We start from the raw sequence: 23,124 nt of genomic DNA, 5'->3' as shown, positions 1-23,124 counted from the left end.
GTGTTAGGACTGCCGGGCGCTTCTGTCGGTCGAGTTGGCTCAGGCCGCGGCCGGGAGCTCGTCGAGGCCTTCCTGGACGAGCTTGGCGAGGCGGTCCAGGGCGTCGTCGGCGTTGTCGGCGTCGGAGGCGAGGATGACCTCGTCGCCGCCCTGGGCGCCGAGGCCGAGCAGGCCGAGCATGGAGGCGGCGTTGACGGGGTTGCCGCCGGGCTTGGCGATGGTGATCGGCACGCCGGTGGCCGTGACGGCCCGGACGAAGACGGAGGCGGGACGGGCGTGCAGGCCCTCGGCCCAACCGATGGTGACGCGGCGCTCAGCCATGAGACGTGCCTTTCCGGTGAAGCTGGTTACGGCCGTGCTCGGGGAAGCGGCCATGTTGTCTAGACCAGTGTTGCACGCAGGCGGCCCCTGCGAGCCGCCGCGTTCGGGACTTGTGATTGTTTCTTTTCGGGGCATAAGGCCCGGCCGGCGGCCCTGCCCACCCTGCTGCCAGTGTGCGCCCGGCGCCATTCGGCTCGCTGCCGGATAACCTGACGAATGTGGACGACTCCGCAGTGGCGCAGCCCGAGCAGGACCCCGGTGACCGGCGGGAATCCGGACCGGATTACCCCCAGCACTGGGAGGCCGACATCCTGCTGCGGGACGGCGGTACGGCCCGCATCCGGCCGATCACGCCGGAGGACGCGGAGCGTCTGGTGGAGTTCTACGCACAGGTGTCGGACCAGTCCAAGTACTTCCGTTTCTTCGCCCCCTATCCCCGGCTGTCGGAGAAGGACGTCCGCCGTTTCACCCACCACGACTTCGTGGACCGGGTGGCGCTGGCGGTGGTGGTCCGGGACCGTTTCATCGCGACCGTCCGCTACGACCGGATCGACGCGCAGGGCCGTCCGTCCGAGGCCGGGACGGACGCCGAGGTGGCGTTCCTGGTGCAGGACGCCCATCAGGGCCGCGGGGTGGCCTCGGCGCTGCTGGAGCACATCGCGGCGGTGGCGCAGGAGCGCGGGATCCGCCGGTTCCAGGCGGAGGTGCTGCCGGAGAACCGGAAGATGGTGAAGGTCTTCACCGATGCCGGCTACACGCAGCGCCGCAGTTTCACCGACGGTGTGGTGCACCTGGAGTTCGATCTTGAGCAGACGGACCGTTCGCTGGCGGTGATGCGGGCGCGCGAGCACCGGGCGGAGGCGAAGTCGGTGCAGCGGCTGCTGACCCCGCGGTCGGTGGCGGTGATCGGGGTGTCGCGCAATCCGCAGACGGTGGGCCGGGCGATCCTGCGGGACCTGCTGGGCAGCGCCGACGACACGCGCCCGGTGTACGCGGTGAACCGCAACGCCCCGCCGGGCACCGGGCTGGACGGCGTCCCGGTGCACCGTTCGGTTCTGGACATTCCCGGGCCGGTGGATCTCGCGGTGATCGCCGTCCCGGAGGGGGCCGTCCCGGCGGCTGTCGCCGAGTGCGGCGCGCACGGGGTGCAGGGCCTGGTGGTGGTGACCGCCGGGTACGCGGAGACCGGTCCGGAGGGCCGGGACCGCCAGCGCGCGCTGGTGCGCCAGGCGCGGGCGGCGGGGATGCGGGTGATCGGCCCGAACGCCTTCGGCCTGATCAACACCGATCCGGGCCACCCGTTGAACGCCTCGCTGGCCCCGCAGCTGCCGGGCCGGGGCGGGTTCGGGATCTTCTGCCAGTCCGGCGCGATCGGGGTGGCCCTGCTGGAGTCGGCGCACCGCCGGGGCCTGGGGGTGTCCTCCTTCGCCTCGGTGGGCAACCGGTCGGACGTCTCCGGGAACGACTTCCTGCAGTACTGGGCGGAGGACGAGGCCACCGAGGTGGTGCTGCTCTACCTGGAGTCCTTCGGCAACCCGCGCAAGTTCACCCGGATCGCGCGCCGGCTGGCCGCGGTGAAGCCGGTCGTGGTGGTGAAGGGCGCCCGGCACACCGGCAGCCTGCCGCCGGGCCACGCGGTGCCGGCGACCGCGACGGGGCTGCGTGACGCGACGGTGGACGCGCTGTTCGAGCAGGCGGGCGTGATCAGGGTGGAGACGATCACCGAGCTGTACGACACCGGGGAGCTGCTGGCCCTGCAGCCGCTGCCGCCGGGGGACCGGGTCGCGGTGGTCGGCAACTCGGACTCGCTGGGTCTGCTGACCTACGACGCCTGCCTGAGCGCGGGCCTGCGGCCGCGCACGCCGGTGGACCTGACCACGGCCGCGACGGGCGAGAACTTCCGGATCGCGCTGGACGTGGCGCTGGCCGATCCGGCGGTGGACGCGGTGATCGCGGTGGCGATCCCGCCGATCGGCACGTCCGCGCACGCCTTCATGGGCGGTCGGCTGACCGGTCCGGATGATCCGGAGATGGGTTCGGACGATCCGGAGATCGCCGACGCACTGCTCGAAGCCAGCGGAAGGGCAAGGGAGTTGGGCAAGCCGCTGGTGCTCGCCCATTTGGCGTTGACCGATCTGCCGGTCCGGCTGCGCCCGGGGGGCGTGCCGGCGTTCGCGGCGCCGGAGCGGGCGGTGCGGGCGCTGGCGCACGCGGTGCACTACGCGCAGTGGCGGCGCCGGACGGCCGAGGCGGAGGAGACGGCCCGGGTGCCCGAGCTGGACCGGATCGACGAGCCGGGCGCCCGCGCGCTGGTCGAGGCGGCGTTGAGCACCCGGACGGCGATCGCCGCGCGGACGCAGCCGGGCGGCGCCCGGATCACCCTGCCGGACGCGGGGGCCCGTGAGCTGCTGGCGCGCTACGGCATCGACGTCTTCCCGGCGCTGCCGGCGCCGGACGAGGAGGCGGCCGTGCGGGCCGCGGCGACACTCGGCTATCCGGTGGCGTTGAAGGCCACCGCCCCGCATCTGCGCCACCGCCCGGACCTGGGCAGCGTGCGGCTGGACCTGACCGGCGAGCCCGGGCTGCGCCGGGCGCACCGCGAGCTGGACGCGCTGCTGGGCGGTGCGGCGCAGGCGGAGCTGGTGGTGCAGCGGCTGGCGCCGCGCGGGGTGGACACCGTGATCGGTGCCACGGTGGATCCGGCGGTCGGCGCGATCCTGTCGTTCGGCCTGGCGGGGGCGCCCGCCGAGCTGCTGGGCGATGTGGCGCACCGGTTGGTCCCGGCGACCGACCAGGAGGTGGCCGGGCTGGTCCGGGAGGTGCGGGCGGCGCCCCTGCTGTTCGGTTGGCGGGGTGCGGAGGCGGTGGACACCGGCGCGTTGGAGGAGTTGCTGCTGCGGGTGTCGCAGTTGGTGGACGACGTGCCGGAGATCGCCTCGGTGGATCTCGAACCGGTGGTCGTGGCCCCGTACGGGCTGGCGATCCTGGGGGCGCGGGTGCGGATCGCGCCGCTGCCCGTCCGTAGCGATCTGGGCCCGCGCGCGATGAGCAGCCTGTAACCTTCCTTGGTTGCGCCTGCCTGTGGGCGCTGTTGTCCGAAGCTCGGCGCCGTGCCGCCCGCTTCGTCGGCGGACCATGCCAGGATGGAGTTATGGCGAAGACCGGTACCACCAGCACTCAGGACCTGCGCTCGGCGATCGAGCGCAGCGGTTACTACCCGGCCCTGGTGTCCGAGGCGGTCGAGGCCGCGGTGGGCCCGGAGCCGATCAGCTCCTACCTGGTGCACCAGGAGACGACCTTCGACGCCAACGAGGTGCGTCGGCACGTGACGGTGCTGGTGCTGACCCCGACGCGGTTCGTGGTGAGCCACACCGACGAGCAGTCGGGGGACGCGGGCAGTCCGGCGGTGCCGTTCGCGACGACGTCGACGGAGAGTGTCCGGCTGGACCGGATCGGTTCGGTCGTGCTGAGCCGGATGGTCGCGAACCCGGAGACGTACACGCCGGGGACGCTGCCGCGCGAGGTGGTGCTGACGATCGGCTGGGGTGCGGTGCAGCGGCTGGACCTGGAGCCCGCGGGCTGTTCGGACCCGAACTGCGAGGCTGACCACGGCTACACGGGTTCGGCGACGGCTGACGATCTCTCACTGCGGGTGAGCGAGGCCGGTGACGGCCCGGAGACGGTGGCCCAGGCACTGGTGTTCGCCCGCGCGCTCTCCGACGCGACGATCAGCAACGGCCCGCGGGTCTGAGCGCCGCCGCCTTCGACTGCTACGAATCCGGTTTCATGTCCTTCGCACCTTCCGGCGGCTTCGACGCCTTCGAGATCCTCGACCCGGCCGCGGCTCCCGCGCCCCCGTACGGCAGCGGTTCGCTCTGCGACCTGTTGCCCTCGGTGGCGGCGGGCCTGGGCGTTCCGGGTTTCACCGCGACCCTGCCGATCGCCCCGGCGGACCGGGTGGTGGTGTTCCTGGTGGACGGCCTGGGCTGGGAGCTGCTGCTGCGGCACCCGGAGTACGCGCCGTTCCTGTCCTCGCTGGCCGGGAGTTCGATGGGTGGTTCGGGCCGCCCGCTGACCGCCGGTTTCCCGTCGACCACGGCGACCTCGCTGGCCTCGGTCGGCACCGGCACCCCGCCGGGGCTGCACGGTCTGGCCGGGTACACGGTCGCGGTGCCGGGCGCCGGTTATCTGATGAACCAGCTGCGTTGGCAGCCGCACACCGACCCGCACGTCTGGCAGCCGTACCCGACGGTCTTCGAGCGGACGGACGCCGCCGGGGTGGCGACCGCGCAGGTGTCCTCCCCGCTGTTCTCGCAGACGCCGCTGACCAGGGTGGCGCTGTCCGGCGGCACCTTCCTGGGCCGGACCACGGGCGAGGAGCGGATGGACCTGGCGGCCTCCTGGCTGGCCGAGCACGACCGGGCGCTGGTCTACACGTACGTCAGCGAGCTGGACGGTGCGGGCCACCGCTTCGGGGTGGACTCGGACGAGTGGCGGATGACCCTGGACGCGGTGGACCGGCTGGCCCGCCGGCTGGCCGAGCGGCTGCCGCCGCGTTCGGCGATGTACGTGACCGCCGACCACGGCATGATCGACATCGCGCCGGAGGACCGGATCGACTTCGACGAGGACTGGGAGCTGGGCGCCGGCGTGGCCCTGCTGGGCGGCGAGGGCCGGGCCCGGCACGTGTACGCGGTGCCCGGTGCGGCGGCCGACGTGTTCGCGGTCTGGAGCGAGGTGCTGGGCGACCGGATGTGGGTGGCCACCCGGGACCAGGCGATCGCGGCGGGCTGGTTCGGTCCGGTCGTGGACGAGCGGGTGTACGGGCGGATCGGCGACGTGGTGGCCGCGGCGCGGGACGACATCGCGATCACCGCCTCCCGCAACGAGCCGGGCGAGTCCGCGATGATCGGTCTGCACGGTTCGATGACCCCGGTCGAGCAGTTCGTGCCGCTGCTCGAAGTTCGCGGCTGAGCCAGGTCCTTGACTCTTCTGTGCCCGAACTCCCCTGATGTGAAAGGCCTTTGCTCCACCCATGGCTGAACTGGTGTTCTTCTCGGGCACGATGGACTGCGGCAAGTCGACGCTGGCGCTGCAGATGGACCACAACCACTCCGCCCGCGGCCGGCAGGGACTCATCCTGACCCGCCACGACCGGGCCGGTGCGGCGACCATCTCCAGCCGGCTGGGCCTGCGGGCGGACGCGGTCGAGGTGACGGACGACTTCGACTTCCACGCGTACGTGGTGCACCGGCTCTCGGCGGGCGGCCGGGTGGACTACCTGATCTGCGACGAGGCGCAGTTCTTCGCCGCCGAGCAGGTCGACCAGTTGGCCCGGGTGGTGGACGAACTCGACATCGACGCCTACACGTTCGGGATCACCACGGACTTCCGCACCCGGCTGTTCCCCGGCTCCCAGCGGCTGATCGAGCTGGCCGACCGGGTGGAGGTGCTCCAGGTCGAGGCGCTGTGCTGGTGCGGTGCGCGGGCGACGCACAACGCCCGGACGGTGGGCGGGGTGATGGTGGTCGAGGGCGCCCAGGTGGTGGTCGGCGACATCTCGGTGAACGAGGACGAGGTCGGGTACGAGGTGCTCTGCCGCCGGCACCACCGCCGCCGGCTGACCGCCGCGACGGCCCGGGCCTCGGTGCTCTCCCCGGACGTGCTGCCCTTCGAGCAGCAGGTCTGAGTCCTGTCCTGGGCGCGCTAGCGGAGTTCCAGCACCGAGAAGTGCCCGCCCTGCGGGTCGGACAGCCGGGCGGCGCGGCCGCGGGCGGTGTCGTGCGGTGGGACCAGGACGCGGCCGCCGAGTCCGACGGCGTGCCGGGCGGTGGCGTCGGCGTCGCGGACGGCGAAGTGGACCCGCCAGCGGGGCGGATGGCCGCGCAGTTCGGCGCGGTGCCGGATGCCGGCGACCGGTTGCCCGTGCACGAGTAGCGCGGACTCGTCGTCGGCGTGCCGGACGGGGCGGTCGAGTACGGCGGTGTAGAAGGCGACGGCGCCGTCGGTGTCGGGGGTGAGCAGTTCGGTCCAGGCCGGTCCGCCGGGTTCGGGCCCGGCCTCCCGGCCGGTGTGCTCCTCGCCCTGCCAGAGGCCGAAGACGGCGCCGGAGACGTCGGCGGCGATGGCCATCCGCCCGGCGCGTTCGGCCTGGAGCGGCCCGACGGCCACGGTTCCGCCGCAGGAGCGCACCAGTTGGGCGGTGTGGTCGGCGTCGTCGACGGCGAAGTAGGTGGTCCACTGCACCGGGAAGCCGGTGGCGGTGGAGACGCCGAGGCCGGCGACCGGTGCCCGTCGAGTTCGGCGCGGACGTAGGCGCCGAGCTGGCCGGGGCCCGGGGTGTAGGTCCAGCCGAGCAGGTCGGCGTAGAACGCGCGGGCGCCGGCCAGGTCGTCGGTCAGCAGGCTGACCCAGCAGGGGGTGCCCTGGGCCAGTCGGAGTTCCACCGCGGGCAATGCGGGCCTCCTCATGGGTGGTTGGCGCAATGGGTGGTTGGCGCACGGAAATCCTCGCGCGCGAGGGTGATGCTTCCACTCTGGCGCGCGTCGAACCCTCGGGCCGCGCGGAAATTCCGGCAAAGAGCGCACAAAGAGCGGCGGGTTGGCGGCGCTGCGCGACAATGGCCGCCATGACCACCTACAACGACGGTTCCCCGCTGATCTCCGCGGCCGGGCTGGCGCAGGCGCTCGCCTCCGCGCGCCCGCCGGTGCTGTTGGACGTGCGCTACCGGCTGGTCGGTGCCGCGCAGTCCGGCCCGACCGCCGTCGAGGAGTACCGGGCCGGGCACCTGCCCGGCGCCCGCTTCGTCGATCTGGACCGGGACCTCGCGGCCCCGCCGGGCGCCCCCGGCCGGGGCGGCCGCCACCCGCTGCCGGACCCGGAGGAGTTCGGCGCGGCGATGCGCCGCCTGGGGGTGGACTCCGACCGCCCGGTGGTGGTGTACGACGGCGCGGCCTCGCTGGCGGCGGCCCGCGCCTGGTGGCTGCTGCGCTGGGCCGGGCACCGGGACGTCCGGGTGCTGGACGGCGGGTACGCGGCCTGGTCGGCGGCCGGACTGCCGGTGACGGCGGAGGTTCCGGCGCCGGCGGAGGGTGATTTCAAGCCGGTCCCGGGGCAGTTGCCCGTGGTGGACGCGGACGGCGCGGCGGCCTGGGCGCGCGGTGCGCTGCTGCTGGACGCCCGGGCGGGGGACCGCTACCGGGGCGAGAGCGAGCCGGTGGACCCGCGCGCCGGGCACATCCCGGGCGCGGTGTCGGCGCCGACGGCCGAGAACGTGGCGGCCGACGGGCGGTTCAGGTCGGCCGCGGAGCTGACGGCGCGGTTCCGCGCGCTGGGCGCGGGTGAGCGGGAGACGGCGGTGTACTGCGGTTCGGGGGTGACGGCGGCGCACCAGATCCTGGCGCTGGAGGTGGCGGGCCTGCCGGCGACGCTGTACCCGGGGTCGTGGAGCGAGTGGTCGAGCGACGAGGCCCGCCCGGTGGCGGTGACCGACCAGCCGGGCTGAGCCGGGGAACGTTCTGAGGCGGGATTTCCCGACGTGCACAAAGTGATGCAGGGCGTCGGCTGAGCCGGCGCCCTGCATCACTCTGCTTCTGCTACTCCTGCTTCTTGCGCCGGCTGCCGAAGACGATCTCGTCCCAGCTGGGCACGGTGGCCCGGCGGCCGGGCCGGACGCCGTCCGCCTCGGCCTGGCGGTCGGTGGTGCCGACCAGGCGCTCGCGGTGCGGGGCGACGGCCCGCGGCATCAGGATGTCGGCGTAGGCCGAGCCCGCGCCGACCGCCGGTGCGGCGGCCGCGGCCGCCTCCTCGCTCTCCTCGGCGACCTCTGCGGGCACCGGTTCGATCGGGGCGGGGCCGACGGCGAGGTCGCCGCGGAAGGCGGGGACCACGTCGAGCAGGCTGGTCAGGGAGTCCCTGGACTCGGCGGTGGCCTCGCGGGACTCGCGGACTTCGCGGGCGGACATGATGCGGTCGGCGGAGGGCCGGTCGATCATCGGGCGGGGCGGCCGGTCCTGGGGGAGCCGGGCGATCCGCGGGATGAACGGGAAGACCGACTCCTCCTCGCGCTCGACGTTCTCGCCGATCAGCGCGCGGGCCTCGTCGTCGTTGGGCTGGACCAGGCGCCGGGGCGGGTCGTACGTCCAGGAGGCGCTGCGGCCCTCGTCGTCGGCACGGTAGGCGAGGATGACCTCCCAGGTGCCGTCGTCGCGCCGCCAGGAGTCCCAGCGTTCGGTGTCCTTCTCGGCGCCGCGCAGCGCGAGCCGCTCGGCGACGGCCTCGCCGAGCTGGGGCCCGGTGGATTCGCCGTTGCGGCGGATGGCGGTCTTGCGGGCGCGTTCGGCCATGAAGGCGCGCTCGGCGAGGACCGGACCCTCGAAGCGGCGGACCCGGTCGACGGAGATGCCGGCGGCCTGGGCGACCTCCTCGGCGGAGGCACCGGCTCGTATCCGGGCCTGGATGTCCCGGGGCCGCAGATGGCTCTCGACCTCGATCTCGATCTGGCCGAGGCGCGGACGATCCCCGCGGATGGCGGCGCGCAGCCGCTCGTCGATGGGAAGGGTGTACTCCGTGCTGTCGGCAGCCTTGAGCACCAGCCGTGTGCCGTCGTTGCTGACGGCCACAACCCGCAGTTCGGGCACGGTTACCTCCCGGGTGGTGCCTGCCGACGTCACCTGCGTCGCTGCTCCCGTACTGAGTGTGGCCTGCCCACTCGCGACTGGCCACAACCTTGCTGAGTTCCCCGGCGTGTCGGGCATACGCCCGGTCACGCCGCTGTGGCACGGTTGCCTTTTTGCCACGCCATCCGTCGACGTCGCGCCTGGGTGCCCCGGCCGTCCTCGCACGCGGAGTGTTCGCGACGGTCCGGGACGGGCGTCGCCGTGCGTGCCTGTTCCGTGGCTCTTCGTCAATCTGCCGGTGTGGGCGCAGTCGACAAGTCGACCCAAGGCTCAGGCTTTACGAACAGTACTCCATTCGTGGCATCCGAAGGGGCGGCTCGCCGCTCAAGTCTCCCGCGATTCACGGGAATCTCAAGAGTGCATGCCCCCAACGGCGGACCACCGGCGGGTGAACGGTGATCATCTTCACATATATCGGGGCCGGAGAACCGCATTTTCGTCCCTTGTGTCCTTCTTTGGGCAAGATGGAGTGACTTGTTCGAGGAACAGTCGTACGGACCGAGGGATGTTGATGCCGGAGCGGAGCCCCGCCGAGGAGGGCGGCAAGAAGGAGCGCAAGCGGATCGATCTGAGTGTGGCTCAGGTCGCGGCGAGTGCGCTGGCCACGGTGGTGGGGGCGCTGTTCGCCTCCGAACTCGGCGTGTACGGAACGATCCTGGGTGCGGCGGTGGTCAGTGTCGGGGCCACCACCGGCGGTGCGGTGTTCCAGCACATCTTCCGGCGTACCGGCGAGCAGCTGCGTGAGGCGGTGGTGGACCGGGGGCCCGGCCACGCCGTGAACGGGCTGCGCCAGGTGTCGGAGCGCCCGGTGGAGCCGGCGCCGTCGGCGATCTCCTCGGAGTGGAACGAGCCGCAGGTGGTCCGGGCGCGTCGGCGGTGGACCTGGAAGACCTACGCGGCCGTGTCGGGGCTGGTGTTCGTGGTGGCGATGACGCCGATCCTGGCGTTCGAACTGGCCACCGGGCAGCCGGTGTCGGCGACGGTGAAGGGCGAGTCGGGCAACGGCACCTCCTTCGGCGGCGTGGTGAGCCCGAAGTCCCCCTCCCCGCGGGAGGCGCCGCCGACGGAGCGGCCCTCCACCGGCGGCGGGCACGGCTCGGAGCCCTCGCCGTCCGGCGGTGCCTCGGCCCCGGCGACGACGCGGCCGAGCCGGGAGCCGAGTACGGGCCCGAGCACGAGCCCGAGCGGTGGGACCGGTGGGCACGGCGGCGGTACGGCCTCGCCCTCGGCGGGTCCGAGCGCGACGCCGTCGGCCGGTTCGTCGCCGACCGCGGACGGCGGGAAGCCCTCCGGCACCTCCGGCGGGGCGAGCCCGCAGCCGCCGGTGCCGAGCAACGCCCCCGCCTCCGTGGCCCCGCCGCAGCCCGCGGCGCCGACCCAGGGCGCCACCCCGTGATCAGGCGCCGAGGACCCGGCGCAGGTAGTCGTTGCCGAACACGCGTTGCGGGTCGACCTCGTCGCGCAGGGCGGTGAAGTCGCCGAAGTGCGGGTAGGCGCCGGACAGGTACTCGGCGTCCCGGGTGTGCAGCTTGCCCCAGTGCGGGCGGCCCTGGTGGGCGCACATCAGCTGTTCGACGCCGGTGAAGTAGCCCTGGTCGGCGGTGCCCCGGTAGAGGTGGACGGCGATGTAGGCGCTGTCCCGCCCGGAGGCGGTGGAGAGCCAGAGGTCGTCGGCGGGGGCGAAGCGCACCTCCACCGGGAAGCCGACCTTCCAGTCGGAGCGCTCGACCAGGGCCTTCAGTTCGCGCAGCACCCCGGCGACGGCCGCGCGCGGCACCGCGTACTCCATCTCCACGAAGCGCACCTTGCGCGGGCTGGTGAACACCCGGTGCGCGGTGTCGGTGTAGCTGCGGTCGGACCAGGCGCGGCTGGCCAGTGAGGCGATGGCGGGGATGCTGGCGGGGAAGCGCCGGCCGACCCGGCAGGCGCCCTCCCAGACGGTGTTGGAGAGGAAGTCGTCCTCCAGCCACTCCTTGAATCGGGGCAGCGGGGCGGCCGGGCCCTGGCTGCGGTTGTTGCGCTTGGTGGCGCAGCGGTCGGTGTGCGGGAACCAGTAGAACTCGAAGTGCTCGTTGACCGCGGTGAGGTCGTCCAGCCGTTCCAGCACCTCGTCGAAGGCCATCGGCTGCTCGTGCGCGGTGAGCAGGAAGGCCGGTTCGACGGCGAAGGTCAGGGCGGTGATCACGCCGAGGGCGCCGAGGCCGAGCCGGGCGCCCTGGAAGAGCCGGGGGTGTTCGGTGGGGGAGCAGCGCCGGACGCTGCCGTCGGCGAGGACGATCTCCAGGGCGCGGATCTGGGCGGCGAGCGAGCCGGAGTCGCGGCCGGTGCCGTGGGTGCCGGTGCTGGTGGCGCCGGCCACGGTCTGCACCTCGATGTCGCCCATGTTGGTGAGGGAGAGGCCCTCGGCGGCGAGGATCCGGTTGAGCCGGGCGAGCGGGAGGCCGGACTCGACGGTGATGGTGCCGGCCTCGCGGTCGATCTCGCGGACGGCGGTGAGCGCGTGCGGGCGGAGCAGGACGCCGTCGCCGGCGGAGGCGATCGAGGTGAAGGAGTGGCCGGATCCGACGGCTTTGACGGTGCGGCCCTGTTCGGCGGCGCGCAGGATCTCCTTGGCCAGTTCCTCCGCGGTGCCGGGGGTGGCGGCCCGGGCGGGCCGGGCGCTCTGGTTCCCGGCCCAGTTGGTCCACCGGGTGGGGGTCGCGGTACTGGCCTGGGGCATGGCGCCGCCTCCTGCTCCGTGGCCGACCGGGGTCGGCGCGGTCCGGGGCGGTGGGGGCCGCCCTACCCGCGGGTAGGCCCGCGGGTAGGGAGAGATTAGTCAGTTCACCGTTCGAGGTCTACGGTCTGTTCGGCCGCTTCGGCGGGCTCGTCGACGGCGAGTCCGGCGCGCAGCCGGCCCAGTCCGGCGAGCGCGGTGACCACGCCGAAGACCCCGGCGGTCAGGGGCACCCAGTAGCCCGCGGCGGAGCCGGCGGCGTCCACCACCCAGCCGCCGGCGGAGGAGCCGACGGCGACGCCGAGGGCGAGCCCGGTGGTCGTCCAGGTCATGCCCTCGGTCAGCTGGGCGGCCGGGACGAGCCGTTCGACCAGGGCCATCGCGGTGATCAGGGTGGGGGAGATGGCGATGCCCGCGATCAGCAGCGCGCCGCCGACCGCGATCAGCCCGCCGACTCCGCGCACCGACTCGGCGACCAGCAGCAGCGGCGCCATGCTGAGCGCCATGAACAGGACGCCGGCGAAGAAGCGGCCGGCCATCGAGCCGGTGAGCTTGAGGGTGCCGAACACCACGCCGGCCAGGCAGGAGCCGAGCGCCCACAGCGCGAGGATCACGCTGGCGATGGACTTGTGCCCCTGGGTTTCGGAGTAGGCGACGGTGACGACCTCGACCGAGCCGAAGATCGCGCCGGTGGCGACGAAGGTGAGGATCAGTACCTGGAGGCCGCGGTTGAGGATCACCGAGCCGCCGACGTGCCGGGCGCCCGGGTGGACCGGCGGTTCGGTGGCGCGCTGCCCGGCGAACAGCAGGACGCCGACGGCGAGGAAGACCCCGGCGAGCAGGACGCCGGCCTCGGGGAAGACGGAGGTGGCCAGGCCGATGGAGAGGATCGGGCCGACGATGAAGCAGACCTCGTCGACGACGGCCTCGAAGGAGTACGCGGTGTGCAGCTTGGGGGCGTCGTCGCGGTACAGGTGGGCCCAGCGGGCGCGGACCATCGCGCCGGTGCTCGGCATGACGCCCATGCCGGCGGCGAAGACGAAGAGCGTCCAGTCCGGCGCCTTGAACCGGGCGCACAGCAGCAGGCCGACCACGGCGACGATGGTGAGCGCCATGGCCGGGACGATTATTCGGCGCTGCCCGTGCCGGTCCACCAGCCGGGAGACCTGCGGGCCGAGCAGCGCGGCGGAGATCGCCAGGGTCGCCGACACCAGGCCCGCCACCCCGTAGGAGCCTCTCAGCTGGGAGAGCATGGTCACGATGCCGATGCCGGTCATGGAGATCGGCAGTCGGGAGACGAAGCCGGTGGAGGAGAAGGCCAGACTGCCGGGGGAGGCGAATATCTGGCGGTAGCTGGACAGCACGGGAGCTCCGCGGGGGTAAGGAACGAGGCTGGCGAACACAGCTTACGTACCTTGGCAAACAGTATTTTCCGGACATCCTCGCAGCCCTGACGGGGGTCTCCGGCCCCTCAATGGCAGGATCGGTGCCATGTCCGACGCGCGCAAACCCTCACCGTCCGGCGCCGCCCCGGCAGCGCCGCAGCCGTACGACGCCCTGCTGCTGCTCTCCTTCGGCGGGCCCGAGGCCCCCGAGGACGTCGTCCCGTTCCTGGAGAACGTGACCCGGGGCCGCGGCATCCCCAAGGAGCGGCTGAAGGAGGTCGGCAAGCACTACTTCCTGTTCGGCGGGGTCAGCCCGATCAACGAGCAGAACCGCGAACTGCTCGCCGCGCTGCGCAAGGACTTCGCCGAGCACGGCCTGGACCTGCCGGTCTACTGGGGCAACCGGAACTGGGCGCCCTACCTGGTGGACACCCTGCGCGAACTGGCCGCCGACGGCCACCGCCGCGTCGCCGTCCTCGCCACCAGCGCCTACGCCGGCTTCTCGGGCTGCCGCCAGTACCGGGAGAACCTGGCCGACGCGCTGGCCGCCCTCGCCGCGGAGGGCCTGCCCGAGCTGCGGGTCGACAAGCTGCGGCACTTCTACAACCACCCCGGGTTCGTCGAGCCGATGGTCGACGCCACCCTGGCCGCCCTGGCGCGGCTGCCCGAGGACGTCCGGGCCAGCGCCCGGTTGGCGTTCACCACCCACTCCATCCCGGACGCCATGGCCGAGACCTCCGGCGCCCCGGACGACCCGGCCCGCGGCCGCCCCGGCGGCGCGTACGTCGCCCAGCACCTGGACGTCGCCCGGCTGATCGCCGAGGCCGTCGCCGAACGCACCGGCGTCGCGGACCGGCCCTGGGAGCTGGTGTTCCAGAGCCGCAGCGGCGCCCCGCACACGCCGTGGCTGGAACCGGACATCTGCGACCACCTGGAGGCCCAGCACGCCGACGGCGCGCCCGCCGTGGTGATGGTCCCGATCGGCTTCGTCTCCGACCACATGGAGGTCAAGTACGACCTCGACACCGAGGCCGTCGCCAAGGCCGCCGAACTCGGCCTGCCGGTGGCCCGCGCCGCCACCGTCGGCGCCGACCCGCGGTTCACCGCCGCGGTGCGCGAACTGGTCCTGGAGCGGGCCGCCGCCGAGCGCGGCGAGCCGGTGACCCGATGCGCCCTCGGCGCGCTCGGCCCCAGCCACGACGTGTGCGCGGTGGCCTGCTGCCCCAACCCGCGAGCCCCCCGCCCGGCCGCCGCCGAGCGCTGACCGCCCGTCCCGTTCCCCCCCGGAGGAGAGACCCGTGCCCACCCCCGCCCTGCCCGACGACCGGCTCCTCGACGACCTGCTGGAGGTCGCCCTGGACGCGGCCCGGCAGGCCGGCGCCCTGCTGCGCGACGGCCGGCCCGCCGACCTCGGTGTGGCCGGCACCAAGAGCAGTCCGGTCGACGTGGTGACCGAGATGGACCTCGCCTCCGAGAAGCTCGTCCTGGAACTGATCACCGAGCGCCGCCCCGAGGACGGCTACCTCGGCGAGGAGGGCGCCGAGCGGCCCGGCACCAGCGGGGTGCGCTGGGTCGTCGACCCGCTCGACGGCACGGTCAACTACCTGTACGGGCTGCCCTCCTGGGCGGTCAGCGTGGCCGCCGAGCTGGACGGCCGGGCGGTCGTCGGCGTGGTGTACGCGCCGGCCCGCGGCGAGCTGTTCCACGCAGTCCTCGGGCGCGGCGCCCGGCTCGACGGCCGGCCGCTCTCCACTCGCCCGGCCCCGCCGTGGGGCCAGGCGCTGATTGGCACCGGCTTCAACTACGTCCAGTCGGTGCGGACCCGCCAGGCCGAGGTGCTGCTGTCCCTGATGCCCGAGGTGCGGGACATCCGCCGGGGCGGGGCCGCCGCGGTGGACCTGTGCGACGTCGCCGCCGGGCGGCTGGACGGCTACTACGAGCGCGGCCTCGCCCCCTGGGACCGCGCGGCCGGCTGCCTGATCGCCGCCGAGGCCGGGGCCCTGGTCGGCGGCCGCCCCGGGCACGGCCCGGACGGCGAGCTGACCGTGGCCGCCGCCCCGGGCGTGTACCAGCCGCTGCAGGAGCGGCTGGCCGCGCTGCGCGCCTGGGCGGACTGAAGGCGTTCCCTGGGCCCTTGGACGGCCCTGGACAGCGAAGAGCCCTGGCATACGGGGGATGCCAGGGCCTGGGGTTTTCGCACGACCCCCGCAGGGCCGCTGGTGCCGGAGGTCCGGCGTCGGGTCGGAAGGTCGGGTGGATCAGGCGGCGGTGCGGTGGCGCTCCAGCACGGTGTCCACGCCGTGCTCGGCGGCGAGCCGGCGGAGGTCGTCCAGCTCGGACTGCTCCACCTCGGCGAGGAACTCGTCCCCGGCCTCGATCGCGCGGTGCAGATCCTGCTCGGCGTTGGCTATGCGCTGCAGGATTCCGGCCTTGAAGGCGTCCATACGGGCCCCCTTACTGTGTCGGACGTGCACGGTCGTACGTTCTCCGCCCCGAGGAGGTGTGGCCAGCGGCAGCGCCCCGTCCGGCAGGTCGTGGATCTCCGGTCGAGCGCGGAGACGACCTTCGGCCGCTCCCGGTGACGTCCCAGCCCCAGGGCCGGCGCGGATGAACGCACGGCGGGTGGGTGCGATCGGCCAACAGCCAGATCGCGGGTGTGAAGCTGTCCTCCCCGCCGGGGGGATGGGGAAACCTTCCGGCCCGAGAAAGTTGCCTGTGTCACAGTCCAACCGGACTGGTCCCGACACGAACGGTCATCACCCGCTGCCAACGCTCCGTGCCTGGGCGGCAGCTTATCGCTGCTTTACCGGCGGACCAGGCAGGATGGAGGCACCGTCGGAGCCGCGCGTCCGCTTCCGGGGCCGGCCTGGAGAAGGGACAACGATCGTGCGGGTTCTCGTCGTCGAGGACGAGCAGTTGCTCGCCGAGGCTGTCGCCACCGGCCTGCGCCGCGAGGCGATGGCCGTCGACGTGGTGTACGACGGGGAGGCCGCGCTCCAGCGCATCGCGGTCAACGACTACGACGTCGTGGTCCTGGACCGCGACCTCCCGCTGGTCCACGGCGACGACGTCTGCCGCAAGGTGGTCGAACAGGGCCTGGCCACCCGGGTGATCATGCTGACCGCCTCCGGCGACATTAGCGACCGGGTCGAGGGCCTGGAGATCGGCGCGGACGACTACCTTCCGAAGCCGTTCGCCTTCAGCGAACTCGTCGCCCGGGTAAGGGCGCTGGGCCGCCGCGCGACCGTCCCGCTGCCCCCGGTGCTGGAGCGGGCCGGCATCTCGCTCGACCCGGGCCGCCGCGAGGTGATCCGCGAGGGCCGCACCGTCCAGCTCGCCCCCAAGGAGTTCGCCGTCCTGGAGGTGCTGATGCGGGCCGGCGGCGCCGTCGTCTCCGCCGAGCAGCTGCTGGAGAAGGCCTGGGACGAGCACACCGACCCGTTCACCAACGTCGTGCGCGTCACCGTGATGACGCTGCGCCGCAAGCTCGGCGACCCGCCGGTGATCGTCACCGTCCCGGGCTCCGGCTACCGGATCTGACCGGACCCGCCGGACCACCTGACCGGATCCGAGCGGACCGGACCGGATCCGTTCGCCGGACCCGGCCGGACTCCACCCACCCCGCGCCCGCCCCGGCGGACGCCCCGAGAGGACCATCATGACCACCCCGCCCCCGGCCGGCGGGCCCTCCGGCGCGCCCGCCGGCGGCCCGCGCGCCGTACCGCCCAAGCCCCAGCACCCCCCGCGCGCGCCCCAGCCCGGTCGCTACACCCCCGGCGACGGCATGCTCGCCTGGCTGCCCTTCCGGCCGACCATCCGGATGCGGCTCACCCTGCTCTACGGCGGCATGTTCCTGATGGCCGGCGTGGTCCTGCTGCTGCTGATGTACGTGTTCTTCCAGGACGCCGTGAACAACCTGGCGCCGCGCACGTTCCAGTTCGACGGCAGCCTGCGGGTCAACGGCGTCCCGATGAACAGCGCGCAGTTCAACCAGGAGCAGGCCGGCGACTACCTGCTGCGCTCCAACTCGGCGCTCAACACCCTGCTGCGCAAGTCGCTCACGATGCTGGTCTGCCTCGCCGTGATCGCCTTCGCGGCCGGCTACGCGCTGGCCGGCCGGGTGCTGCGCCCGCTCGGCCGGATCACCCGCACCGCCCGCGACGTCGCCTCCTCCGACCTGCACCGGCGGATCGAGCTGGACGGGCCGGACGACGAGCTCAAGGAACTCGCCGACACCTTCGACGACATGCTGGACCGGCTCGACCGGTCCTTCGACTCCCAGCGCCGCTTCGTCGCCAACGCCTCGCACGAACTGCGCACCCCGCTGGCGATCAACCGCACCCTGCTGGAGGTCCAGCTCTCCGACCCGGCCGCCTCGCCCGACCTCCAGCAGCTCGGCAAGACCCTGCTGGCCACCAACGAGCGCAGCGAACAGCTGGTGGAGGGCCTGCTGCTGCTCGCCCGCAGCGAGAACGAGCTGACCGACCGCCGCCCGGTGGAGCTCTCCGAGGTGGCCACCCGAGCCCTGGAGCAGACCAGGGCCGAGGCGGACCGGCGCGAGGTCGAGCTGCGCTCCAAGCTCGCTCCGGCCGTGGTCGCGGGCAACGGCGTGCTGCTGGAGCGGCTGGCGCTCAACCTGCTGCAGAACGCCGTCCGGTACAACACCCCCGGCGGCTGGGTCGAGCTGGCCACCGCCGAGGTGCCCGGCGGCGGCGAGCTGGTGGTGTCCAACACCGGCCCGGTGGTGCCCGGCTACGAGCTGGAGCACATCTTCGAGCCGTTCCGCCGGGTCAAGGGCGCCGACCGCACCCGCAGCGACAAGGGGGTCGGGCTCGGCCTGTCCATCGTCCGCTCGGTGGTGCGCGCCCACGGTGGCACCATCGAGGCCACTGCGCGCGCCGGTGGCGGCCTCACCATGCGGGTCCGGATCCCCAACCCCTGACCCTGCCCGCCGGGTCCCTCCCGGCCCCGCCGCGCCCTCCCCGCCGCCGCGCTCCGTAAGCGACCGTTCACCGCCGCCCCCGTCAGGCCCGTCAAGACGACATAAGGCCTGGCGGGGGCGGCTTGTCATTTCCTGCCCGAGCAACTTACGGTGTCGTAACCTACGGAACCGTAAGTGCGTCCGCAGACGTGCCCGCCCAACGCGCCCGTCCCGCGCGTGCCGTCCCCCAGGAGCAAGACCGTGACCATCGCCCCTGTGCAGAGCAGCGCCTCCCTCGGATCGACCGGCTGGACCGACGCCCGGCTGATCCTGGCCCTCGAAGAGGTCGTGGAGAAGGAGCTCAACCGCCACCTCGCCGTGGCCAAGGAGTGGATGCCGCACGAGTTCGTGCCGTGGAGCCAGGGCCGCGACTTCGACGGGGTGCTGGGCGGCGACGCCTGGGCCGTCGAGCAGTCCCAGGTGACGCCGCTCGGCCGGGTGTCGCTGGTGGTGAACCTGCTGACCGAGGACAACCTCCCCAGCTACCACCACGAGATCGCCAGCATGTTCGGCCGCGAGGGCGCCTGGGGCACCTGGGTGCACCGCTGGACCGCCGAGGAGGGCCGGCACGGGATAGCCATTCGCGACTTCCTGCTCGCCACCCGGGCCGTCGACCCGGTGGAGCTGGAGCGGGCCCGGATGAGCCACATGTCCGAGGGCTTCGAGTCCGACAACGCGCACAGCATGCTGCAGTCGGTCGCGTACGTGGCCTTCCAGGAGCTCGCCACCCGCATCTCGCACCGCAACACCGGCAAGTACGCCGGCGACCCGCTCTGCGACCAGCTGCTGGCGAAGATCGCCAACGACGAGAACCTCCACATGGTCTTCTACCGGAACCTGCTGAAGGCCGCCCTGGAGATCGCCCCCGACCAGGCCATGCGGGCCGTGGCCGACGTGGTCACCGACTTCCGGATGCCCGGCCACGGCATCCCCGGCTTCGAGCGGGCCGCCGCGCAGATCGCCCTCGGCGGGGTCTACAACCTGCGCATCCACCACGACGACGTGCTGCAGCCGGTGCTGCGCCACCTGCGCGTGATGGAGATCGGCGGCCTCGGCCCGGAGGGCCAGCTGGCGCAGAACGAGCTCGGCGTCTTCCTGGACGGGCTGGACGGCCAGGCGCGTAAGTTCGAGGAGCGCCAGGCCGCGATCCTGGCCCGCCGGGCCGCGCGCAGGAGCGCCGACTAGGGTGTTCGGCGGAGCAGTCGAAGTGGGTGGATTTTCCGTGGTTTGCCCTGGAAGATTCTGAACGTGACCAAGCTCACATCGTGTCGCTCCGTGACTTCACCCGACCTCGGAGAGTGATCATCCGAGCTGGGGTGCCGATCGCAGTCCGTGACCGGATTTCGGGTCAGTACCCGGCCGGATGATTGGTCGGCACCCCAGGTGGGCAAGGGAATGGACGAGCGTCAGCGCGGCCCGTGCTCACTGTGAGTGGCCGCCGAGCGGATGCTGGAGGAGGCTGGCGATGGCCCAGCGTGAGGCCTCCCGCAGCCTGGTGGATCACCCCAATGGACCCCTGGCTGAGTGTCGATTGAGTAACAGGGCTTGAAGTAAGGCAAAATCTCCGCCTCGGGTCGGGCACAAGACCGACCCCCCATGCGTTACGTGCGCTGGAGATACCGCACACACCGCACAAACCCGGAGGGGGAGAGCGAACAATGGCAACGGACTACGACACCCCACGCAAGACCGACGACGAGCTCAACGAAGACAGCATCGAGGAACTCAAGGCTCGGCGGAACGACAAGGGCGGCGGCTCTGTCGACGTCGACGAGTTCGACGCGGCCGAGGGCATGGAGCTCCCGGGCGCAGACCTCTCGAACGAGGAGCTCGCGGTCCGGGTGCTGCCGAAGCAGGCCGACGAGTTCACCTGCATGAGCTGCTTCCTGGTGCACCACCGCAGTCAGCTGTACAGCGAGAAGAACGGCAACCCGATCTGCCGGGACTGCGGCGCCTGAGCACCGCGGCGGACAGGGCCCGGCACCCGCGGCTTCCGCGGGGCCGGCACAGCGCCCCTTCCGGCCCCGGGCAGCGGGGCCGGACGGCAGGTCCGGGAGTCGTCCTGACGGACGGCACCGGGAGGACGGAGTCGGCCATGAGCACGTCGGCCGGCACAAAGTCGTAGGGACGGTCCCGCATCAGCGGAACCGTCCCTCTCCGTTTTTCGGGCCTGTGCGCGTCCGGGGCTGCCCCCTGGCGTGCGCGGGTCCCTCCGCCAGGTGCTCTGTCCGGCACGATCGGCCGGAGAGCCCCTGGGCGCGGGTGCCTAGGTGCGGGCGCCGCGACGGGCCTCCTCCAGCGCCTCCGCCAGCTTCATCGGCGAGCGGGTCGACAGGTAGAGGTAGGGCGTCGGGTCGGACGGGTCGGTCACCTCGATCCGCAGCGCCGTCGGGACGTAGCTGCGCAGCAGCATGAAGGCGCGCGGGTTGGCCTTCGGCCCGCGCCAGGCCACCGCCTCGGCGGGGCTCAGCGGGTGCGCGGTACCCAGGGCGTCCACCGGGATCCGGGCCGGCCCGGCCACCAGTGAGCCCTGCACCACGCGGATCCGGACCGAGCCGTAGCTGCTGATCGCGACCGCGCCGGCGGCGATGCCGACCACCAGCCCGACCAGCGCGGCCAGACCGCCGACCCGCAGCAGGATCAGGGCGAGCGTGAGCCCGGTCGCGACCGGGAGCAGCCACCAGGAGCGCGGCACCGTGAGGCGTTCGTCGTACATGCCCCCATTGTGGGCGCCCTGACGCCGGCACCGGGACGCCACCCCCACCGGCCGCGCGCCTACCCCTGGGTAGGCTGGGGCCCCGTGACCGGTTCGACCACCCCCACCGCCCCCGCCGACCGGCCGGCGCCCGCGCTGCCGCCGTCCCCGACCACCCCGCCGCCGGACGCCGTACTGCCGCCGCGCGCCCCCGAGGCGCCCGCCCCCGGCACCCGGCTCGGCTCCCACTACGAGCACTGCTTCGGCTGCGGACCGCAACACCCCGGCGGGCTGCGGATCGACGCGGTCGCCGGCGAGGGACTCGACGTCACCGCCGAGTTCGCCGTCCGGGACGTCCACCAGGGCGGCCCGGGCCTGGCCCACGGCGGAGTGCTGACCACCGCCATGGACGAGACCCTCGGCACGCTCAACTGGCTGCTGCACGCCCCCGCCGTCACCGGCCGGCTGGAGACCGACTTCCTCTGCCCCGTCCCGGTCGACTCGGTGCTGCACCTGCGCGCCTGGGTCACCGGCGTCCACGGCCGCAAGATCTACAGCGCCGCCGAGGCGCGCATCGGCGGCCCCGACGGACCGGTCGCGGTGCGGGCGCAGGCGCTCTTCATCCAGGTGAAGCTGGAACACTTCACCACGCACGGTCGTCCCGAGGACATCGAGAAGGTCCTCGACGACCCGGATCTGATGAAGCGCGCACGAGCCTTTGAGGTGAACCCTTGAGCAACACCCCCCGCCCGCCGCTGGACGTCCTGATCAGGCGCATCGACCCCGAGTTGCCGCTGCCCGCCTACGCGCAGCCCGGCGACGCGGGAGCCGATCTGCGCACCGCCGTGGACGCCGAGCTGGCCCCCGGTGAGCGGGCCGTCCTGCCCACCGGCATCGCGATCGCCCTCCCGGACGGCTACGCGGCCTTCGTCCACCCCCGCTCCGGGCTGGCAGCTCGTTGCGGAGTTGCCCTCGTGAACGCCCCGGGGACGGTCGATGCCGGGTACCGTGGAGAGATCAAGGTGATCGTCGTCAATCTGGACCCGCGCGAGGGGGTCAGCTTCCGCCGAGGGGACCGGATCGCCCAGCTGGTGATCCAGCAGGTCGAGAAGGCCCGTTTCCACGAGGTGGCCGAGCTGCCTGGGTCGGCACGTGCCGAGGGCGGGTTCGGGTCGACCGGCGGCCACGCCGCGGTCTAGCATTCCCGCGGCCTCGCAGGAAGCCGAGCAGGTATTCGCATCGGTCTTGGACCGGGAAGGACAGTGACCGTGTTCCGTCGTCGCCAGAAGAGCGAGGACGCTGTCGAGCAGCTCGCCGACGACGCCATCAGCGCCGACGAGACGGCCGATGACGTCGAAGGTTCCGCCGAGAGCGAGAACGTGACCGAGCTGGACCCGTCCGACAAGGTCGGCCTGCCGCCGGCCCCGCGGCCGGACGGTCCGTGGGACCACTCCGAGCTGGAGAACCCCGAGGAGGGGCGAGTGGACCTCGGGGGTTTGCTGGTCCCCGGTGTCGAGGGCATGGAGCTGCGGGTGGAGGTCGCCGGTGACGCGATCGTCGCCGCGACCCTGGTCCTCGGCAACAGCGCCATCCAGCTGCAGGCCTTCGCCGCTCCCAAGTCGGAGGGCATCTGGGGGGAGGTCCGCGAGGAGATCGCCAACGGCATCACCGCGCAGGGCGGCCTCATCGAGGAGGAGGAGGGCCCGCTCGGCTGGCACCTCCGCGCGCAGGTTCCGGTGCAGCTGCCGGACGGCACCCAGGGCGTACAGCTGGTGCGCTTCGTCGGTTGCGACGGCCCGCGCTGGTTCCTGCGCGGTGTGATCTCGGGCCAGGCCGCCGTGCAGCCGGAAATGGCCGGGATCCTGGAGCAGGTCTTCCAGCAGACGGTCGTCGTCCGGGGCGAGAGCCCGATGGCGCCCCGCGACCCGATCGTGCTGAAGCTCCCCGAGGACGCCCAGATGGTCGCCGACGGCGGCGGTGCGGCTGCGGCTGCGGCCGGCGAGGGCGACAACCGTTTCGGCGGCGCGGCCCTCGACCCGTTCGCCCGCGGTCCGGAGATCACCGAGGTCCGCTGACCTGGTCCGTGTCGCACTGATCGCCCCTGCCCGGGACCCCGGGCGGGGGCGATTTGCATGTGGCGGGCCTGTCCCCGTACAGTTCCGGAGTCGCCGCGAGAGAGCGGGGGCAAGCGGAAAGCGAATTCCGATGAATGAAACTCCGGAAAACGGAGCGGAAAACATCTGATAAGCTTGAAACACGAAAGAACGAAGCGCCCGGAGGGCCCGCTGGAAGGCGGTCCGAAGGAAGTGTCCGTTCCTTGAGAACTCAACAGCGTGCCAAAAGTCAAC

Annotated in this window: 22 protein-coding genes; 15 read left to right on the top strand and 7 right to left on the bottom strand. The window is 72.9% G+C overall.

Annotation, left to right across the window (positions count from 1 at the left end):
• Positions 1-39: 39 nt before the first annotated feature.
• Complete coding sequence (locus tag ACFV61_RS15205; protein ID WP_063349373.1) at positions 40-321, bottom strand: HPr family phosphocarrier protein; 282 nt, start codon at positions 319-321, stop codon at positions 40-42.
• Between the two features lie 233 nt (positions 322-554).
• On the opposite strand from ACFV61_RS15205, the gene ACFV61_RS15200 reads away from it, so the two are divergent.
• From ACFV61_RS15200 to ACFV61_RS15185, 4 genes are all read left to right on the top strand, one after another.
• Positions 555-3,380 carry a GNAT family N-acetyltransferase gene (locus ACFV61_RS15200; protein WP_380492013.1) on the top strand — a complete coding sequence of 942 codons (2,826 nt, stop codon included), beginning with the start codon at positions 555-557 and terminating at the stop codon, positions 3,378-3,380.
• A gap of 92 nt (positions 3,381-3,472) precedes the next feature.
• Positions 3,473-4,072, top strand: a complete 600-nt coding sequence (locus ACFV61_RS15195) for a DUF5998 family protein (protein ID WP_063349374.1) — start codon at positions 3,473-3,475, stop codon at positions 4,070-4,072.
• 35 nt (positions 4,073-4,107) lie between these two features.
• A complete protein-coding gene (locus ACFV61_RS15190; RefSeq protein WP_063349375.1) occupies positions 4,108-5,295 on the top strand; it encodes an alkaline phosphatase family protein in 1,188 nt (395 codons plus the stop codon).
• A gap of 61 nt (positions 5,296-5,356) precedes the next feature.
• Complete coding sequence (locus ACFV61_RS15185) at positions 5,357-6,010, top strand: thymidine kinase (protein WP_063349376.1); 654 nt, start codon at positions 5,357-5,359, stop codon at positions 6,008-6,010.
• Positions 6,011-6,027: 17 nt separating this feature from the next.
• On the opposite strand, the gene ACFV61_RS15180 is transcribed toward ACFV61_RS15185, so the two are convergent.
• Entirely contained in the window at positions 6,028-6,567 is a 540-nt protein-coding gene (locus ACFV61_RS15180; protein ID WP_380491999.1) for a VOC family protein, read from the bottom strand.
• 382 nt (positions 6,568-6,949) lie between these two features.
• On the opposite strand from ACFV61_RS15180, the gene ACFV61_RS15175 reads away from it, so the two are divergent.
• Positions 6,950-7,825, top strand: a complete 876-nt coding sequence (locus ACFV61_RS15175) for a sulfurtransferase (RefSeq protein ID WP_063351414.1) — start codon at positions 6,950-6,952, stop codon at positions 7,823-7,825.
• 91 nt (positions 7,826-7,916) lie between these two features.
• On the opposite strand, the gene sepH is transcribed toward ACFV61_RS15175, so the two are convergent.
• On the bottom strand, positions 7,917-8,993 hold the full coding sequence (sepH, locus tag ACFV61_RS15170) for a septation protein SepH (protein ID WP_079135886.1): 1,077 nt from the start codon (positions 8,991-8,993) through the stop codon (positions 7,917-7,919).
• 517 nt (positions 8,994-9,510) lie between these two features.
• Here sepH and ACFV61_RS15165 point away from each other — a divergent pair.
• On the top strand, positions 9,511-10,395 hold the full coding sequence (locus ACFV61_RS15165; RefSeq protein ID WP_380428274.1) for a hypothetical protein: 885 nt from the start codon (positions 9,511-9,513) through the stop codon (positions 10,393-10,395).
• Here ACFV61_RS15165 and ACFV61_RS15160 read toward each other — a convergent pair whose 3' ends face one another.
• Both ACFV61_RS15160 and ACFV61_RS15155 read right to left on the bottom strand, forming a co-directional pair.
• The gene (locus tag ACFV61_RS15160; protein WP_380480680.1) at positions 10,396-11,718 is read right to left on the bottom strand and encodes a D-arabinono-1,4-lactone oxidase; all 1,323 of its coding nucleotides are present in this window, start codon (positions 11,716-11,718) and stop codon (positions 10,396-10,398) included. It lies immediately after the preceding gene.
• Positions 11,719-11,822: 104 nt separating this feature from the next.
• Complete coding sequence (locus ACFV61_RS15155; RefSeq protein WP_380336321.1) at positions 11,823-13,079, bottom strand: MFS transporter; 1,257 nt, start codon at positions 13,077-13,079, stop codon at positions 11,823-11,825.
• Positions 13,080-13,206: 127 nt separating this feature from the next.
• Between ACFV61_RS15155 and ACFV61_RS15150 the strand changes: the two genes are divergently transcribed.
• Positions 13,207-14,364: a ferrochelatase gene (locus ACFV61_RS15150; protein WP_380491997.1), complete on the top strand. Its 1,158-nt coding sequence runs from the start codon at positions 13,207-13,209 to the stop codon at positions 14,362-14,364.
• A gap of 34 nt (positions 14,365-14,398) precedes the next feature.
• Positions 14,399-15,217 carry an inositol monophosphatase family protein gene (locus tag ACFV61_RS15145; protein WP_063349383.1) on the top strand — a complete coding sequence of 273 codons (819 nt, stop codon included), beginning with the start codon at positions 14,399-14,401 and terminating at the stop codon, positions 15,215-15,217.
• Between the two features lie 141 nt (positions 15,218-15,358).
• Here ACFV61_RS15145 and ACFV61_RS15140 read toward each other — a convergent pair whose 3' ends face one another.
• Positions 15,359-15,544 carry a hypothetical protein gene (locus ACFV61_RS15140; protein WP_030057688.1) on the bottom strand — a complete coding sequence of 62 codons (186 nt, stop codon included), beginning with the start codon at positions 15,542-15,544 and terminating at the stop codon, positions 15,359-15,361.
• A gap of 442 nt (positions 15,545-15,986) precedes the next feature.
• Between ACFV61_RS15140 and ACFV61_RS15135 the strand changes: the two genes are divergently transcribed.
• The 4 genes from ACFV61_RS15135 to ACFV61_RS15120 all read left to right on the top strand — a co-directional run bounded on the left by ACFV61_RS15135 (position 15,987) and on the right by ACFV61_RS15120 (position 20,039).
• On the top strand, positions 15,987-16,640 hold the full coding sequence (locus ACFV61_RS15135) for a response regulator transcription factor (RefSeq protein WP_063349384.1): 654 nt from the start codon (positions 15,987-15,989) through the stop codon (positions 16,638-16,640).
• A gap of 118 nt (positions 16,641-16,758) precedes the next feature.
• Positions 16,759-18,042: a cell wall metabolism sensor histidine kinase WalK gene (locus tag ACFV61_RS15130; protein WP_063349385.1), complete on the top strand. Its 1,284-nt coding sequence runs from the start codon at positions 16,759-16,761 to the stop codon at positions 18,040-18,042.
• 240 nt (positions 18,043-18,282) lie between these two features.
• A complete protein-coding gene (locus ACFV61_RS15125; protein ID WP_063349386.1) occupies positions 18,283-19,266 on the top strand; it encodes an acyl-ACP desaturase in 984 nt (327 codons plus the stop codon).
• A 473-nt stretch (positions 19,267-19,739) separates the two neighbouring features.
• Positions 19,740-20,039, top strand: coding sequence for a DUF4193 domain-containing protein (locus ACFV61_RS15120; protein WP_030057692.1), 300 nt, complete (start codon positions 19,740-19,742; stop codon positions 20,037-20,039).
• 308 nt (positions 20,040-20,347) lie between these two features.
• Here ACFV61_RS15120 and ACFV61_RS15115 read toward each other — a convergent pair whose 3' ends face one another.
• The gene (locus ACFV61_RS15115; RefSeq protein WP_063349387.1) at positions 20,348-20,797 is read right to left on the bottom strand and encodes a DUF3093 domain-containing protein; all 450 of its coding nucleotides are present in this window, start codon (positions 20,795-20,797) and stop codon (positions 20,348-20,350) included.
• A 135-nt stretch (positions 20,798-20,932) separates the two neighbouring features.
• Here ACFV61_RS15115 and ACFV61_RS15110 point away from each other — a divergent pair, with 135 nt between their 5' ends.
• The 3 genes from ACFV61_RS15110 to ACFV61_RS15100 all read left to right on the top strand — a co-directional run bounded on the left by ACFV61_RS15110 (position 20,933) and on the right by ACFV61_RS15100 (position 22,851).
• Positions 20,933-21,511 (top strand): PaaI family thioesterase, encoded by a 579-nt coding sequence (locus ACFV61_RS15110; protein WP_063351415.1) that lies wholly within the window; start codon positions 20,933-20,935, stop codon positions 21,509-21,511.
• Complete coding sequence (gene dut / locus ACFV61_RS15105) at positions 21,508-21,975, top strand: dUTP diphosphatase (protein ID WP_063349388.1); 468 nt, start codon at positions 21,508-21,510, stop codon at positions 21,973-21,975. Before ACFV61_RS15110 ends, dut begins: the two co-directional genes overlap by 4 nt.
• Before the next feature lie 69 nt (positions 21,976-22,044).
• Entirely contained in the window at positions 22,045-22,851 is an 807-nt protein-coding gene (locus ACFV61_RS15100; protein ID WP_363374242.1) for a DUF3710 domain-containing protein, read from the top strand.
• Positions 22,852-23,124: the final 273 nt, after the last annotated feature.

Source organism: Kitasatospora sp. NPDC059817 (assembly GCF_042731835.1).
Taxonomy (GTDB): Bacteria; Actinomycetota; Actinomycetes; order Streptomycetales; family Streptomycetaceae; genus Kitasatospora.
This window is presented reverse-complemented; position numbering and strand designations above follow the sequence as displayed.